Below are 14,955 nucleotides of genomic sequence, written 5' to 3'. Positions count from 1 at the left end.
GGTCAGGAAGACATGAAAACATTATTGCGTTTGTTGAAGAGTTTCTGGTTTATCGTGCCGCTGCTGTGGCTGGCAAGTCTGCTGGCCTGCTGGCTGGTGGCCCCGCAAGTGCCGTGGCTGCGTGAGCATGTGCTCGAAGCAATGGCGATCATCAGCGCCTGCTTCCTGCTGGTCATCGTGCTGCGTCAGTACCAGCGTATCCGCGCCGAGCACAACCTGGAAAACCTGTTGCAGATCGAAGCCGATCGCTCATGGAATGCCACCGGCGAGTTCCGCGACCAACAGGTTCTGCGTGACCGCCTCAAGCATGCCATCGCCATGCTGCGCACCGACCGCTCTGCCGGTGGTGGCGGCTCGGCGGCGCTGTCGGACTTGCCCTGGTACCTGGTGGTTGGCATGTCGGCGGCAGGCAAAACCTCGCTGCTGACCCACTCCGGCCTGTCCGCCAGCGTCGCCACCGGCAGCGACGGTGAAAGCGGCACGCAGCACTGCGATTGGTACTTCAGCCCCGATGCGGTGATGATCGATACGGCCGGCCGCTATCTGCACGATGACCAGTCGGCCAGTGAGTTCTCGGCGTTTCTGCGCACCCTCAGAAAGCAACGCGGCAAAGCCGCAATCAACGGCCTGGTGCTGGTGGTGAGCCTGCCCGAGTTGCTGGCGGCAAGCGCCGAGGAGCGCGATAGCCTGGCCGCGCAGTTGGTGTCGCGTGTCGAAGAATACGCCGAGTGCCTGGACGCCAACCCGCCGATCTACCTGATGCTGAGCAAGACCGACCAGTTGCCGGGCTTCCGCCAGGCCTTCGAGGGCCTGGACCTGCACGAACGTCAGCAACCGCTGGGCATGACCTTCAGCCTTGGGCAAATCCACAACGATGGCTTGCGCACGGTGCTCAACGCCCGCCTGAACAACCTGCACCGTCGTATTCGCCAGCATGTCGACGCGCAGATGATCACCCTTGGCCCGGATGCCGACAGCACGCTGCTGAACTTCCCGCAGTATTTCACCGAACTCTCCGGGGTACTGGAGCAGTTCCTCCAGCACTTCGCCAGCGGCCGCCAGGGTGGCACCCCGCTGTTGTTGCGCGGTCTGTACTTCACCAGTGCCCTGCAGACCGACAAACAGCTGAGCCAGGTCTATGAGGACGACATCGCCGAATCCTTTGCCCTGCAACCGGCTGCCGACGGCCAAGGTCAAGCTCAAGACAGCAACAAGCCCAACGGCAACCGCAGCTACTTCATTACCGACACCTTCCGCCGGGTGATCTTCCCAGACCGCGACCTGACCCTGTATCAGTCGCGCCTGGGCCGCAAGCAAGGGTTCAGCCCGGTACTGATCGGTCTGGCGCTGGTGGCGGGCGTAGCGCTGGTCGGCTGGCAGAGCCTGGCGTTCGTCAACAACCGTCAGTGGCTGGCCGGTTTGCGTCAGCAACTGATCGAGCTGCAGCAGTCGCCTGAGCGCGAGCAACGGCTTGCCGCAGGCCAGGGCCTGGAACTGCTGCGCCAGCAGATGGCGGCGGTCGAAGCCCATCGCCTCAAAGGTGTGCCGTTGCCCTTGAGTGCCGGGCTGTATCGCGGCGATTCGGTCTACATCGCTACTCAGAGCGCCTACCTGCAGCAACTGCGCACCCAGGCGCTGGAGCCGATAGCCTTGCGCATGCAGGTACAGATGCGCGCTTTCAATACCTTCGCCAACAGCATGAACCAACAGCTGGACTTCGCCCCCGCCCCGGCAGCCAAGGGCAGTACAGCCAACAAACTCAATGCGCGGCTGAGCGCCAAGGCCAAACAGGCACTGAGCAAGACCCGCGCCGGCGCCTACGTCGCCCCGCTCAACCCGGCCACCACCAGCGATGCGGCGGAGTTGTCCGCCACCACCGGTGGGCTGTCGCTTTCCGAAGAGATGCTCGGGCGTCTGGATGAGCAGCAGGTGGCGTCCATCATCGAGGCCTACAACGCCTTGAAGCTGTACCTGGTGCTGACCGACCCGAAAGCACATCCGGAGCCGGTGTTCGTCGCCTCGACGCTGCCCCAGGCCTGGGCCGCGTCGGCCAGCGAAACCACGCCGGTTGATAGCGCGGTCATCGCACAGAACTCGCCGGTTTACGTGCAACTGCTCAAGCAAGGTCAGGCCCCTGCCCTGCCGCGCAACGAACAGCTGGTCAGCGAGACCCGCCAGAGCCTGAAATCGTTCATGATCTCCAGCTCGCTGGTAGACCGTGAATACCTGCGCCTGCAACTGGAGTCGAGCCGGCAGTTCCCGGCCCTGAGCCTCAACGACCTGGTCCCAATGCCCGGCCGTTCGTTGCTGTATGCCTCCGAAGCCGTACCGGCGATCTTCACCCGCCAGGGTTGGGAGTCGTTCGTCAAACCCGAGCTGATCAAGCTGGTGTCCGGCAACCTGCGTAACGAGTCGGACTGGGTACTCGATGGCGAGGGCGGTGACAGCATCGTGCAGAAGGCCAACTTCATCCGCGAGTTCATGACCCGCTACAAGCGCGACTACACCCAGGCCTGGTACAGCCTGATCAGCAGCGTGGGGGTGCGGCATTTCGCCGACCTGGCCAGCGCTACCCAGCAACTGTCACTGCTCAGCGATGTGCAGAACTCGCCGGTGAAGGTCCTCCTGACGGCGGTCAACGACAACACCCAGTGGGACCTCCCTGCCCCTCGACAAACACCGCAATCGGGTAGCAAAGCCAATGACGGCTTCTGGGGCAAAGTCACCGGCGTCTTCGATGACAAGAACGCCTTGCCCGATGCCCTGACCTCGCCACTGCCGGCAGTCGACGACGGCAGCCTGGCCAAGCGCTTCGAACCGGTGGCGCGGGTGTTCGCCGAACACAATGCCGAAGGCGCCGACAGCACCATCATGGATCGCTACCTGGCGGCCCTGCGCAAGCTCAAGGTGCGCATGAACAACATCCAGCGCTCCCAGGACGTCGGCAAGAGCAGTAAACAGCTGATCAGCGAGACCCTCGAAGGCCAGCCGAGCGAAGTGAGCAACGTGCGCAACTATGTCGAGACCAGCGTCGACACCAGTCAGGGCGGCCTGTCGCGTTCGCTGCAGAGCCTGTTCAGCCTGCCGATCCAGTACGCCTGGGAAACCCTGCGTGATCCGGCCGGCGCGCAGATCGCCAAGGCCTGGGCCCAGCAGATCGCCAAGCCCTGGGAACAGGTCATGGCGCACCGCTACCCGATCTCCACCGCTAGCCGCAACGAAGCCTCGATCAAAGACCTGCAGCGCTTCGTCGACCCCGAGTCGGGGCTGCTGCCGACCTTCAAGCGCAACGAAATCGGCAACCTCTCCGGCGGTGAAGGCCTGGGTCTGGGCAGCGGCGCCAAGGCCACGGCGCTGGTGAACCCGAACATGATCAACAGCATCGACAAGGCCAGTTCGGTGGGCCAGGTGATTGCCAGCCTGTCGGACCGCGACAACGGCTTCGAAATCATGCTCGAACCCTCGGCGCAGTTCACCGACATCGTTTTCACCCTCGATGGCCAGCAGCAGCATTACCGCAACGGTCGCAGCAGCTGGAGCCGCTTCTCCTGGCCGGCCACCACGCCGACACCGGGCGCTCGCCTGGACGTCGTCACCCTGACTGGCGAGCGCATCAGCGTGTTCGACTTTCCCGGACGCTGGGGCCTGTTACGCATGAACGAAAGCGCCCGGGTCGACGACCTCGACGGCATCCAGCAGCGCTTCAGCTGGAACACCGCCAGTGGCCGGGTCAGCCTGGTGGTGCGCAACTTCGGTGGCGTCAAGCTGACCGACCTTGGCGACGTCAAAGCACTGAGCGCCCTCAATGACGCTGGCAGGTCCGCACGGTGATCGGCTGCTTCGGCAAGCTCCCGGCGAGCGCGGACTTCGTCAGCCTGCATGGTGCGGCGGAGGAAGTCTGCGAGTTCGACGCCTGGCTGCAGGGCGCGCTGGCGGCCATGCGTCATCGCGACGACTGGCCGACGCTGTTCGAGCGTTTGCCGGTGTGTTTTTTCAGCTACCGGGCAGGCAACGGCAACTGGCTGCTGGGTGGCCTGATCAGCTCGCACGACGCCAGCAACCGGCGCTATCCGTTCTTCATTTTTCAGCTGATCAAGCCCCAGGACGGCGAACCACTGGTCAACCCCTTTACCCTTGGCGAGCTGTTCTGCGCGCAGATCAAACCGCTGCTGCACATGGCCGTGCAAGGCAGTTGCAGCGCGTCGCTGTTCGAACGCATCAAGGCAATGCGGCCTCTGCAAGGGCAGGACTTCGATCTGTTTCGCCGGGTACATGCCAAGTTCCTGCAGGACTTCAGTTTCGCTGATATCACCACAGCCTTGAACGATACTTACCCGGCGTTCGACAGCACTGTGGCACTGACCCGGCTACAGGCATTGGCGCCACTGCTGCACAACGCTTGCGAGGCTGGAATCGGCCTGCCGTTGCCGGCGCAACGCGGTTTGAAGAACCCGACCGCCGACCTGTGGGTGACCTGGCTGACGCGCATGCGCGGCGGCAACGTCCCGCCCGTCAGCCTGCTGGCCGACGACTTCATGCGCCCGAAGCTGTACAGCTTTGCTTCCCGTCACAGTGCCAACGCCTACCGCGTACTGAGCGCAACCGCCGAGGCTGCACAACACATTGAGCTGCTGACACCTGACGAACTGCTCGAAACCTCGCGGCGCAGCACACCGCTGGCTGATATCGACCGCCCCCTTGATCACGTTATCGACCGCTTTGTCGACGCGCTGGATGCCACGTTTGTATGAACAAGATCAAATACTACTGCTTGCGCTACCAACCCTACATTCTGGGGGTGTGCTTTTTCCTGACGATCTTTGTCGTCTGGGCCATTGGGCGCAGCCTGGGGTTTGCCTCGTTGCACAGCCTGCTGGCAGGTATCGGTCTGTTCCTGTTGCTGTCGGCGGGCTATGTCCTGCTGCTCTACCGTGGCGCATCGCAACACCACAACCTCGAAGCGCTGCTGCGTGACGATGCTGACCAGGCGGTGCTCAACGCCAACCCGGCCGACCGCGAGGAGGTCAGCCTGCTGCGTGAGCGGCTGCTGCAAAGCATCGAACGCCTGCACAGCAACAAGCCGCGTGGCACCCCGGCCAAGGATGTGCTGTATGCCCTGCCCTGGTACCTGGTGATCGGCCAGCCGGCTGCCGGCAAAAGCACGATGATCTACCAGTCGGGACTCAGCTTCCCCTATGCCGAGCGCGAAGGTGCACGGGTCGCCGGCCTGGGTGGCACACGCAACTGCGATTGGTTCTTCAGCGCCGAAGCCGTGCTGCTGGACACCGCCGGGCGTTACATGAACAGCCCCGAGGAAGCCGGAAAATGGCGTGCGTTTCTGCAACTGTTGCGCCAGCAGCGTCAGCGCCGCCCACTTAATGGCCTGATCGTCAGTGTCAGCATCGCCGACATTCTGCAGTCCTCGCCCGAGGACCAGGAGCGCCTGGCCAAGCGTCTGCGCGAACGCATCCAGGAAAGCTGCGCGCTGCTGGAAGTGCGCCTGCCGGTCTACCTGGTGTTCACCAAATGCGACCTGATCCCCGGCTTCGCCGCCTTCTACCGCCAGCTCGATGACAGCGCCCGTGGTGAAGTGATGGGCAAGACCTTCTCGCACAAGGGCTATGAACAGGCCGATTGGGGACAACGCTTCGGCCAGGCGATGGATGAACTGGTCGGTTACTGGCAACAGGTGGCGCGCCAGCAACTGGTGCTGCAGGACATCCAGGTCACCCGCCAGAACAACGCGGCCTATCGCTTCCCGCTGGAGTTGGCGGCGCTCAAACCGCGCCTGCAACAGTTCGTCGACAGCCTGTTGCGCGCCAACCCCTACCAGAACGCCGAACTGCTGCGCGGTTTCTACTTCACCAGCGCACTGGACGCCGACCAACCGCAACCGGGCGGCCATACCCAGTGGGTCAGCGAGCGCTTCGCGCTGCAGCACGACCAGCCAGCGGCCAGCGGCAACGGCCAGCCGGGCCCGCTGTTCATCAACAGCCTGTTTCGCAAGGTGATCATCCCCGACCAGCACCTGGTGGCGCTGTACACCAGCAACCATCGTCAACGCCGGCGCAAGGCCGCCTGGATCGGTGGCGCCAGCCTGGCAGCGGTGCTGTTGTGCAGCCTGTGGGGCTGGTCGTATTACAACAACCGCAGCACCCTTGCCGAGATCTCCGCCGAGCTCACCGAGGCCGTCGCACAAGACAGCCAAGCCAGCGGCCAGTACACCGCCTGGAACAGCCTGGACCGCCTGCGTTTCTGGACGTCCCACTACTATCAGCAGCACCACGACCAGGGCGTACCGCTGCGCCTGCGCCTGGGGCTGTACCAGGGCCATGCGGTCGAACCGCTGTTGCGCAGCCGTTACTTCAGCTGGCTGGCAAGCGTGATGCTCAAACCGACGGCAGACAACCTGACCCGCTCGCTGTACCTGCTGACCACCCTCAAGGTCTATCAGCGCAACAGCCGCGAGCTGATGCCAGTGACCGGCGTCGACAGTGTCGAACCCGAGGCGCTGCCGCACGACAACCGCGCCCAGTCGATCGCCGACTTCGGCAAGGCGACCCTCGACACCTACGTCATGCTCTCGCCCGCCCAGCGCGAGAAAGCCGACCCGGCCTTCCTGAAAGCAAAAATTCCCGACTACTGGTACCCGGCGATTGCCCGCCAGACCGGCAAAACCATGGCCGCTGCCGGCACTCAGGCCGGGGCCAACCAGGACTACGTGTACGCCAGCCGCCAGATCGAATTCTACAGCGACCAGATTCGCGAAGCGGACGTGCCACGGATCCTCGACAACGCCTTTTTGATCTCCAGCTCGCGCAACTACATCAACAGCCTGCTGACCCAGTCGCTGCGCTCGATCGAGACCATCACCCTGGAGTCGGACACCTTGTTCGCCTTCGCCCGTGCCGACTTCCAGAGCCTCAAAAGCGAAGGCCAGAACCAGTTGAGCGCCATCGCCAACAAACTGTTGAACACCCCCAACATCGGCAAAATCATCATCTCCGGGCACGCCGACCAGCTCGGTGACCCGCAAAGCAACCTGCAGGTTTCCCGGCAACGGGCACAGACCATCCGTACCTACCTGGTCGGCAAGGGTGTGCCTGGCGAACTGGTCGATGCCCAGGGCGAAGGCAGCCGCAAGCCTCTGGTCAACTGCGACATGCAGATGCCCAGGGCGCAGTTGATCAACTGCCTGGAGCCCAATCGTCGGGTAGAAATCGAAGTGCGCGGGCTCAATTGAGGCCGCGGCTGTAAAGAACCGGCTGCCGAGCCCTCACAGGAGGAGGTCAAGGCAGCGGCAAGCTACCTCTGTTGACTCGCTCAAAGAGGTCAAACGAAGGGACGCCCCCGGGCCCCCTTTATATGAAGGAAAGGAGAGTTTAGAAATGGCATTTGACGCATATATCCAAATCGACGGTATCCCGGGCGAAGTACTGGATGACAAGCACAAGGACTGGATCGAAGTGCTGGGCTACGAGTACGGCGCCACCCAGGCCACCTCGGCGACCGCCAGCTCCTCGGGCGGTGCTTCGTCCGAGCGTGTTGCCCTGAGCGACTTCAGCATCCGCAAGGCAGTGGACAAGGCTTCGGCCAAACTGTTCGAAGCCTGCTGCAAAGGCACGCACATCGCCAAGATCCAGTTGAACGTCAACCGCGCCGGCGGCGACAAGGTCACCTACCTGACCATCAACCTGGAAGAAGTCGTGGTGTCTTCGGTCAAGGCCGTTGCCGGTGGCAACCAGGGCGGCGAAGACAAAGCCGTCAGCGACCTGCCGATTGAAGAAATCAGCTTCAACTTCGCCCGGATCAAAACCACTTACACCCAGCAGAGCCGTGCCGACGGTCAGGGCGGCGGTAACGTCACCGGTGGCTGGGACCGGACTGCCAACAAAGTCTTCGCTTGAGTCGGTAGTACCAGCGGGCCGCGTCAGCGGCCCGTGTTCAGCACTGCGGCCAGTTGCTGGCCGCGGTGCTCCTTAATTCTGAACAGAGTGCTTTATGGCTGAATTTCTCAACGACTTTTCGCTGGCCGGACTGGCAGCGCCGATTGATGGCGGGAGCGGCGAAGACTTGAGCTTTTCCACCTTGTTCGACCAGATCAAGGAGGCTCGCCGGGCAGATCCCGACTACCTGACCCTGGGCGACTGGCAAACCGACCTGAAATACGCCGACTGGGACCTGACCATCAACCTGTCGGCCCAAGGGCTGACGCAGCAGAGCAAGGACCTGATGCTGGTGGCCTGGCTCAACGAGGGTTTGGCGCAGCGCCATCACTTCGAGGGCATCACCTTCGGCCTGAACCTGGCCGAGCAGATCCTGCAGTCCTTCTGGGACACCCTTTACCCCTCTCTGGAAGAAGGCCTGGAGGAACGCGCCGCGCGGCTGTCCTGGCTGAAAACCTCACTCACCGACATCGTCGGTGGTTTGCCCATTACCCAAGGGCAGCATTTCGGCGTGCTTCGTTATGACGAATCCCGTCACGTGGAAAACCTCGCCCTGCAGAACCCCAAGGCCATGCAGGTGGCCCTCGACGAAGGCAAGATCAACGCCGAGATCTTCCAGCGCTCGGTGGTGCTCAGCGACTCGGAGCACTTGCGCCAAAAGGCCTTGCAGATCGCCGACAGCCTCACGGCCTGCCGCCAGCTACAACAGACCATAGACCGCCTGTTCGGTGCTGAAGCGCCAAGCTTTGCGAGCCTCGTCGACATCCTCGCGCGGGCCAGCCAACTGGCGGAGAAACTGCTGAAAGACCGTGGCATCGAACTCAGCCCGCCCGTGCCGACACCGACTGAAGCGGTCGCCGACACCTCCCCTTCCCCCGCGCCAGGTGTCACCATGAACAACCTTGTCCAGGACGCGCCAGCCGCCCCGATGCGGACCACGCCACTGACCCGCGACGAAGCCTTCACCATGCTTGCCGGCATTGCCCAGTTCTTCAAGCACAGCGAGCCGCAGAGCCCGGTGCCTTATCTGATCGAACGGGCGATAAAATGGGGCAACATGCCGCTCGAAGGCTGGCTGAGCGATGTGATCAAGGACAGCAATGTGGTCGATAACATTCGCGATGTGCTTGGCACCCGCGAACCGCGTACCTGATCCGCTGGCGAGGGCGGCATGCACAAACAGTTGCATGCCGGCACCAACGCTTTCAGACTCGCGGTTCACCTTGCCAGGAACCGCCATGATCACCATCCGCCCCATGACCGCCGCCGACTTCGACCGCTTCTGGCCGACCTTCCAGGCCATTGTCGCGGCCCGCGAAACCTATGCCTTCGACCCGGCCATGAGCCAGGAGCAGGCGCGTCAGCTGTGGCTGGAAGCACCGCTGCACACCCTGGTGGCCGAAGAGGATGGCGAACTGCTCGGTTCCTACTACCTCAAGGCCAATGCCGCCGGCCCGGGCAATCATGTGAGCAATTGCGGCTACATGGTCAGCGACGCTGCGCGTGGGCGCGGTGTGGCCCGGTTGATGTGCGAGCACTCGCAACGCCTGGCCCGCGAACAGGGTTTTCTGGCCATGCAGTTCAACTCGGTGGTGTCGAGCAATGAGGTGGCGGTGGCCTTGTGGCAGAAGCTGGGTTTCGAGGTGGTCGGGCGCTTGCCGCGGGCTTATCGGCATGCGCGCCTGGGCTTGGTCGATTGCCTGGTGATGTACAAGTGGCTGGAGCAACCCCAGCAACCGCAACCCATGCTGATCGGGCGCAAGAACATCGAGGCGGTGGTGTCGCGCAAGCGCGGACGTTGAGATCTTCGCTGACCCCATCGCCGGCAATGCCGGCTCCCACGAATGTGTTGTGGGAGCCGGCATTGCCGGCGATGGGCTGCACAGCAGCCCTCCCTGCAAAAATGCGCAACGCATTGACTGTAAAGACTTTCAATGTTCAGATGCGCGCCAGTTTCAGGTGTCCTGCGCCGCCGTGCGCAGGGTGAAACGGGAAGCCGGTGCGTCACTCAAGGTGACTAGTCCGGCGCTGCCCCCGCAACGGTAAGCGAGCGAAGCCTTCGAAACACCACTGTGCCCTGGCATGGGAAGGTGAAGGCCTTCATGACCCTCGCAAGCCCGGAGACCGGCCTGAAGCTTCGTTTGGCAACCCCGCGGTGGGCGGGCGCAGGCCGGTTTGCGGGCGCCTGCGCGCGCAATTCCTCCATGCGTTGTTCCCTCCGGGATTCATTCTTCCAGCAGATTGTGGAACGACATGTCCCGTTACTCCAAGCTTCAAACCCTGGCGGCCAATGCCCTGGCGCCTTGCCTGGCATTCTCCTTGCCGACCTACGCCGCTGAAACCGGCACCCTGGCCCTGCCCTCGACGGCGATCACCAGCAGCAGCGACAAGGACCCCATTAGCCTGGCCACGCCACTGCCAGCCGGTTCGCGCCTGAACCTCAGCGCCATGGACACCCCGGCGAGCACCAGCAGCATCAGTGCCGAGGTGATCGAAGGGCGCAACAATCGCACGGTTCAGGACGCCGTCAGCCGTTCACCGGGCATCACCTCGGTGGCCACCCCGGGCAACGGCAACACCGCCCTCTCGGCCCGTGGTTTTGAAGGCCACGGCTCGGTGATGACCCTGTTCGACGGCTCGCGGATGTACACCGGTGCCGGCACCCAGACCTTCCCGGTCGACCCGTGGATGGTCGAGCGCATCGACATCATCCGCGGCCCGGCTTCAGTGCTCTATGGTGAAGGCGCGACCGGCGCGGTGATCAACGTGATCCCGAAGAAGCCCTTCGCCGGTGAGATTCATAACCAGCTGCGCCTGGGCTACGGCGCCTATGACCGTCAGCAACTGGGCCTGGACAGCGGCGGTTCGCTGAGCGAGCGCCTGAGCTACCGGGTTACCCTCAACCGCCAGCAAAGCAACGGCTGGGTGGATCGTGGCGACTCGAAAAACCTGGCCATGAGCGCCGCCCTGCGTTTTGACGCCAGCGACGAGCTGAGCTTCACCCTGGCCCACGAACGTGGCGACGCCGAGCCGATGAACTACTTCGGCACACCGCTGATTGACGGCCACTACCGCGACAGTCTGCGCAAGAAGAACTACAACGTGCGCGATGACGAGCAGCGCTACCACGACGAGTGGACCCGCCTGAACAGCGACTGGACCCTCAGCGATTCGATCAGCGCCAGCAACCAGCTGTACTACATCAAGAGCCGCCGGCACTGGCGCAACGCCGAAGACTACACCTGGGACAGCACGCAAGGGCAACTGCAGCGCGGCAGCTACCTGGAGATCAAACACGACCAGGAACAGGTCGGCGATCGCCAGAGCTTTACCTTCGATCACACGCTGTTCGGCCTGGCCAGCAAGACCGTGGTCGGCGCCGAGTACAACCGCATCCGCTTCGGCATCAACAGCAACTCACCGTACAACGATATCGGCGGCGACTTCATCGATCCGTGGAACCCGGCGCCAGGCTACTTCCATAGCAACAGCCCGACCCGCCCACAGACCCAGAGCACCACCCGCACCTTTGCCCTGTTCGCCGAAAACCGCACCCAGCTGTCTGAACGCTGGTCGCTGGTGACCGGCGTTCGCCGCGACCAGAACCACATCGACCGTGACAACCTGGTCGACAACAGCCGCACCGACCGCAGCCTCAACGGTGGCAACTGGCGTGCCGGGCTGGTGTTTGCGGTGACCGATGAACTGTCACTGTATGGCCAGTATTCCACCAGTGAAGATGGCGTCAGCGACCTGGTCACCTTGAGCCCAAGCCAGCAGAACTACGACCTGACCGAAGCCAGGCAGACCGAGTTCGGCCTCAAGCAACTGTTCTGGCACGGTCGTGGCGAGTGGACCCTGGCGGCCTATCACATCGTCAAGAAGAAGCTGCTGGTCGACGACCCGATCACCCACCAGAAACAGCAGGCCGGCCAGCAGACTTCCGACGGCCTGGAAGCGACCCTGGAACTGGCCCTGGCCAACCAGTGGCAGGTCTCGGCCAACGCCTCGGTGGTGCGTGCCAAGTACGACGATTTCGACCAGACCGTGGGCGGCCAGTCGCTGTCGCGTGCGGGCAACCGGCCGAGCAATGTGCCACGGCGCACTGCCAACCTGTGGGTGAACAAAGGTCTGGGGTATGGCGTGGATGCCGGCATCGGCCTGCGCTATGTCGATGAGCGCTACGCCAACATCGCCAACACCCAGACGGTGCCCGGTTTTACCGTGGTCGATGCCAACCTGGGCTGGCAGGTGCTGCCGGATGTACGCCTGGGCCTGCAGTTGAACAACCTGCTGGACCGCCGCTACGCCGCCACCGCCCACAGTGGCGAGCAGTGGTTGATGGGTGAGCCGCGCTCGTACTTCGCGACGCTGGATTACAGCTTCTAAGCGACAAAAACTACCAATTTGTGGACAGCAGAGATCAGTGTGGGAGCCGGCCTTGCCGGCGATGGGGCGGTCCCGCCCCTGGCCCGGCTATGCCGGGCATCGCCAGCAAGGCTGGCTCCCACAGGGATTCCCCCGCAAGGTGGATAACCGGGAAAACATGATTATGCTTCAAGAAGCCTTGCAGCAGTGCCAGACCGCCACCCCCAGGGCCAGGGTGCGGTAGCGCGCGTGGGTACTCCGGCCTACAAGAACAACACGGAGAACACTCATGGCGGCCATCGACACCACTTCCAGCGGCAGTACACCCAACCGCGGGATCACCAAGGAGGAGCGCAAGGTTATCTTTGCCTCATCCCTGGGTACCGTTTTCGAATGGTACGACTTCTACCTCTACGGCTCGCTCGCGGCGATCATCGCCAAGCACTTCTTCGCCGGTGTCAACGAAACCACGTCGTTCATCTTCGCCCTCCTCGCCTTTGCCGCAGGCTTTGCCGTACGCCCCTTCGGCGCCATTGTGTTCGGCCGTCTGGGCGACATGATCGGGCGCAAGTACACCTTCCTGATCACCATTGTGATCATGGGCGTGTCCACCGCGATCGTCGGTTTGCTACCCAGTTACAGCACCATCGGTGTGGCCGCGCCGATCATCCTGATCAGCCTGCGCCTGTTGCAAGGCCTGGCGCTTGGGGGTGAGTACGGCGGCGCAGCCACCTACGTGGCCGAACACGCGCCGAAAGGCAAACGTGGCTACTTCACCTCATGGATCCAGACCACTGCGACCCTGGGCCTGTTCCTGTCGTTGCTGGTAATCCTCGCCTGCCGCACGATCCTCGGTACCGAAGCCTTCGAGGCCTGGGGCTGGCGGATTCCATTCCTGCTGTCGATCCTGTTGCTGATCATTTCGGTGTACATCCGTCTGCAACTGAGTGAATCGCCGGTGTTCGTCAAGATGAAGGCCGAAGGTAAGGCCTCCAAGGCGCCACTGACCGAATCCTTCGCCCGCTGGGACAACCTCAAGGTGGTGATCATGGCCCTGCTCGGCGGCACCGCCGGCCAGGCGGTGGTCTGGTACACCGGCCAGTTCTATGCGCTGTTCTTCCTGTTGCAGACCCTCAAGATCGACCCGCAAACCGCCAACCTGCTGATCGCCGGTTCGCTGCTGATCGGCACGCCGTTCTTCATCCTGTTCGGCAGCCTGTCCGACCGCATCGGGCGTAAAGGCATCATCATGGCCGGCTGCATCATCGCGGCGCTGACCTACTTCCCGATTTTCAAGGCGTTGACCGAGTACGGTAACCCCGACGTGTTCATCGCCCAGGAGAAAAACCCGGTGACGGTGATTGCCGATCCCAACCAGTGCTCGTTCCAGTTCGACCCGGTGGGCAAAGCCAAATTCACCAGCTCCTGCGACCTGGCCAAAAGCGTGCTGGCCAAACGGGCCATACCCTACGAGAACGAAAAGGCCGAACCAGGCACCGTCGCTCAGATCCGCATTGGCGACAAGGTGCTGCAGAGCTTCGAGGGCACCGGCATGCCGGCGGCTGACTTCAAGGTTCAGAACGATGCCTTCGTCGCGACCCTCACTGGCGCGCTCAAGGACGCGGGATACCCCGAAAAAGCCGACCCGGCCAAGACCAACTACCCGATGGTATTGCTCTTGCTGACCATCTTGGTGATCTACGTGACCATGGTCTACGGCCCGATTGCCGCCTGGCTGGTGGAGCTGTTCCCGGCGCGCATCCGCTACACGTCGATGTCGCTGCCCTATCACATCGGCAACGGCTGGTTCGGCGGCTTCCTGCCCACGGTGGCATTCGCCATGGTAGCGGCGACCGGGGATATCTACTACGGGCTGTGGTACCCGATCGTGATCGCGGTGATGACCGCCATCCTCGGCATATGCTTCCTGCCGGAAACCAAGGACCGGGAAATTCATCACACCTGAAGCCGACACTGTACGTAGCCCTGCGGGTTGGGCGATGATCGCGCCCCACCCGCTGTCAATGGAATGAACATGCACGATGTTATGAGCGTCTTTGCTTTGTGTGTCGTCGTACTCTTTGTGAAGATGCTGGCGATTTCCTGCTACCAGGGTTTCTATCGCATCAGCCGTATGACCTTCAAGAATGCCGAAGACGCCGGTTTTGTTGGACGCCAGGCCAGCCCGGAAGAATTGCCACAAGTCAGCCGCGCGGCGCAGGCCTGGGCCAATGACCTTGAGAACATTCCGTTGTTCTTTGTCCTCGGCGCGCTGTGCCTGGTGTTCAATCCTCCCGCTGCGCTGACCGTCGGGTTGATGGTCGTGTTCACGGCCGCACGGGTGGCGCACACCCTGTGCTTCCTGGCACGCTGGCAGCCGTGGCGCACGATTGCCTACGCGGTGGCGATCGTCTGCCTGTTGGGGCTGGCCGCTATGGTGACTATGGGGGCCGTGCGCCACCTTTGAGCGTTCCGCGAAAAAAGGTTCTTCACGGAATCCCGGGGGCTATGATCCTTGGGCTGGGATTGCTGTGGTTGTGAGCTTATCCATTTTGTATGGCGATGCTGCCGGCCCCTTCCGCCCTTACGGCGGCCTACTTTTTTCTTGGAAAAAGTAGGCAAAACCGCTGGCTCCTACATA

Annotated in this window: 9 protein-coding genes and 1 riboswitch; all 9 genes read left to right on the top strand. The window is 62.7% G+C overall.

All coding sequences use genetic code 11. The features are described from left to right. The first annotated feature begins 12 nt into the window (after positions 1 to 12). The 9 genes from AC07OF_RS22910 (at position 13) to AC07OF_RS22870 (ending at position 14,781) form a co-directional block, all read left to right on the top strand. Positions 13 to 3,831 (top strand): type VI secretion protein IcmF/TssM N-terminal domain-containing protein, encoded by a 3,819-nt coding sequence (locus AC07OF_RS22910; protein WP_495073480.1) that lies wholly within the window; start codon positions 13 to 15, stop codon positions 3,829 to 3,831. Further along, positions 3,828 to 4,751 (top strand): type VI secretion system-associated protein TagF, encoded by a 924-nt coding sequence (gene tagF, locus AC07OF_RS22905; protein ID WP_495073479.1) that lies wholly within the window; start codon positions 3,828 to 3,830, stop codon positions 4,749 to 4,751. The genes AC07OF_RS22910 and tagF overlap by 4 nt, the downstream gene beginning before the upstream one ends. Further along, positions 4,748 to 7,243 (top strand): type VI secretion system membrane subunit TssM, encoded by a 2,496-nt coding sequence (gene tssM / locus AC07OF_RS22900; protein WP_157192107.1) that lies wholly within the window; start codon positions 4,748 to 4,750, stop codon positions 7,241 to 7,243. The genes tagF and tssM overlap by 4 nt, the downstream gene beginning before the upstream one ends. A gap of 145 nt (positions 7,244 to 7,388) precedes the next feature. Further along, the gene (locus AC07OF_RS22895; RefSeq protein WP_045183963.1) at positions 7,389 to 7,907 is read left to right on the top strand and encodes an Hcp family type VI secretion system effector; all 519 of its coding nucleotides are present in this window, start codon (positions 7,389 to 7,391) and stop codon (positions 7,905 to 7,907) included. 94 nt (positions 7,908 to 8,001) lie between these two features. Then, positions 8,002 to 9,099 (top strand): type VI secretion system protein TssA, encoded by a 1,098-nt coding sequence (gene tssA / locus AC07OF_RS22890; RefSeq protein ID WP_495073478.1) that lies wholly within the window; start codon positions 8,002 to 8,004, stop codon positions 9,097 to 9,099. An 85-nt stretch (positions 9,100 to 9,184) separates the two neighbouring features. Then, positions 9,185 to 9,748 (top strand): GNAT family N-acetyltransferase, encoded by a 564-nt coding sequence (locus AC07OF_RS22885; RefSeq protein WP_157192105.1) that lies wholly within the window; start codon positions 9,185 to 9,187, stop codon positions 9,746 to 9,748. A 138-nt stretch (positions 9,749 to 9,886) separates the two neighbouring features. Then, positions 9,887 to 10,093, top strand: a riboswitch (cobalamin riboswitch). Between the two features lie 106 nt (positions 10,094 to 10,199). Beyond that, the gene (locus AC07OF_RS22880; RefSeq protein ID WP_495073477.1) at positions 10,200 to 12,335 is read left to right on the top strand and encodes a TonB-dependent receptor; all 2,136 of its coding nucleotides are present in this window, start codon (positions 10,200 to 10,202) and stop codon (positions 12,333 to 12,335) included. Between the two features lie 268 nt (positions 12,336 to 12,603). Then, on the top strand, positions 12,604 to 14,280 hold the full coding sequence (locus AC07OF_RS22875; protein ID WP_157192103.1) for an MFS transporter: 1,677 nt from the start codon (positions 12,604 to 12,606) through the stop codon (positions 14,278 to 14,280). Positions 14,281 to 14,349: 69 nt separating this feature from the next. Beyond that, positions 14,350 to 14,781: an MAPEG family protein gene (locus tag AC07OF_RS22870; protein WP_157192102.1), complete on the top strand. Its 432-nt coding sequence runs from the start codon at positions 14,350 to 14,352 to the stop codon at positions 14,779 to 14,781. Positions 14,782 to 14,955 lie beyond the last annotated feature (174 nt).

Source organism: Pseudomonas sp. GW821-FHT10B02 (genome assembly GCF_059415665.1).
Note: the sequence above shows the minus strand (reverse complement) of the source record. Positions and strands in the feature narration are given on the sequence as shown.

Coding starts and splice junctions, on each gene's coding strand:
- AC07OF_RS22910 (WP_495073480.1), top strand. CDS start 13: ATGAAAACATTATTGCGTTTGTTGAAGAGTTTCTGGTTTATCGTGCCG.
- tssM (WP_157192107.1), top strand. CDS start 4,748: ATGAACAAGATCAAATACTACTGCTTGCGCTACCAACCCTACATTCTG.
- AC07OF_RS22895 (WP_045183963.1), top strand. CDS start 7,389: ATGGCATTTGACGCATATATCCAAATCGACGGTATCCCGGGCGAAGTA.
- tssA (WP_495073478.1), top strand. CDS start 8,002: ATGGCTGAATTTCTCAACGACTTTTCGCTGGCCGGACTGGCAGCGCCG.
- AC07OF_RS22885 (WP_157192105.1), top strand. CDS start 9,185: ATGATCACCATCCGCCCCATGACCGCCGCCGACTTCGACCGCTTCTGG.
- AC07OF_RS22880 (WP_495073477.1), top strand. CDS start 10,200: ATGTCCCGTTACTCCAAGCTTCAAACCCTGGCGGCCAATGCCCTGGCG.
- AC07OF_RS22875 (WP_157192103.1), top strand. CDS start 12,604: ATGGCGGCCATCGACACCACTTCCAGCGGCAGTACACCCAACCGCGGG.
- AC07OF_RS22870 (WP_157192102.1), top strand. CDS start 14,350: ATGCACGATGTTATGAGCGTCTTTGCTTTGTGTGTCGTCGTACTCTTT.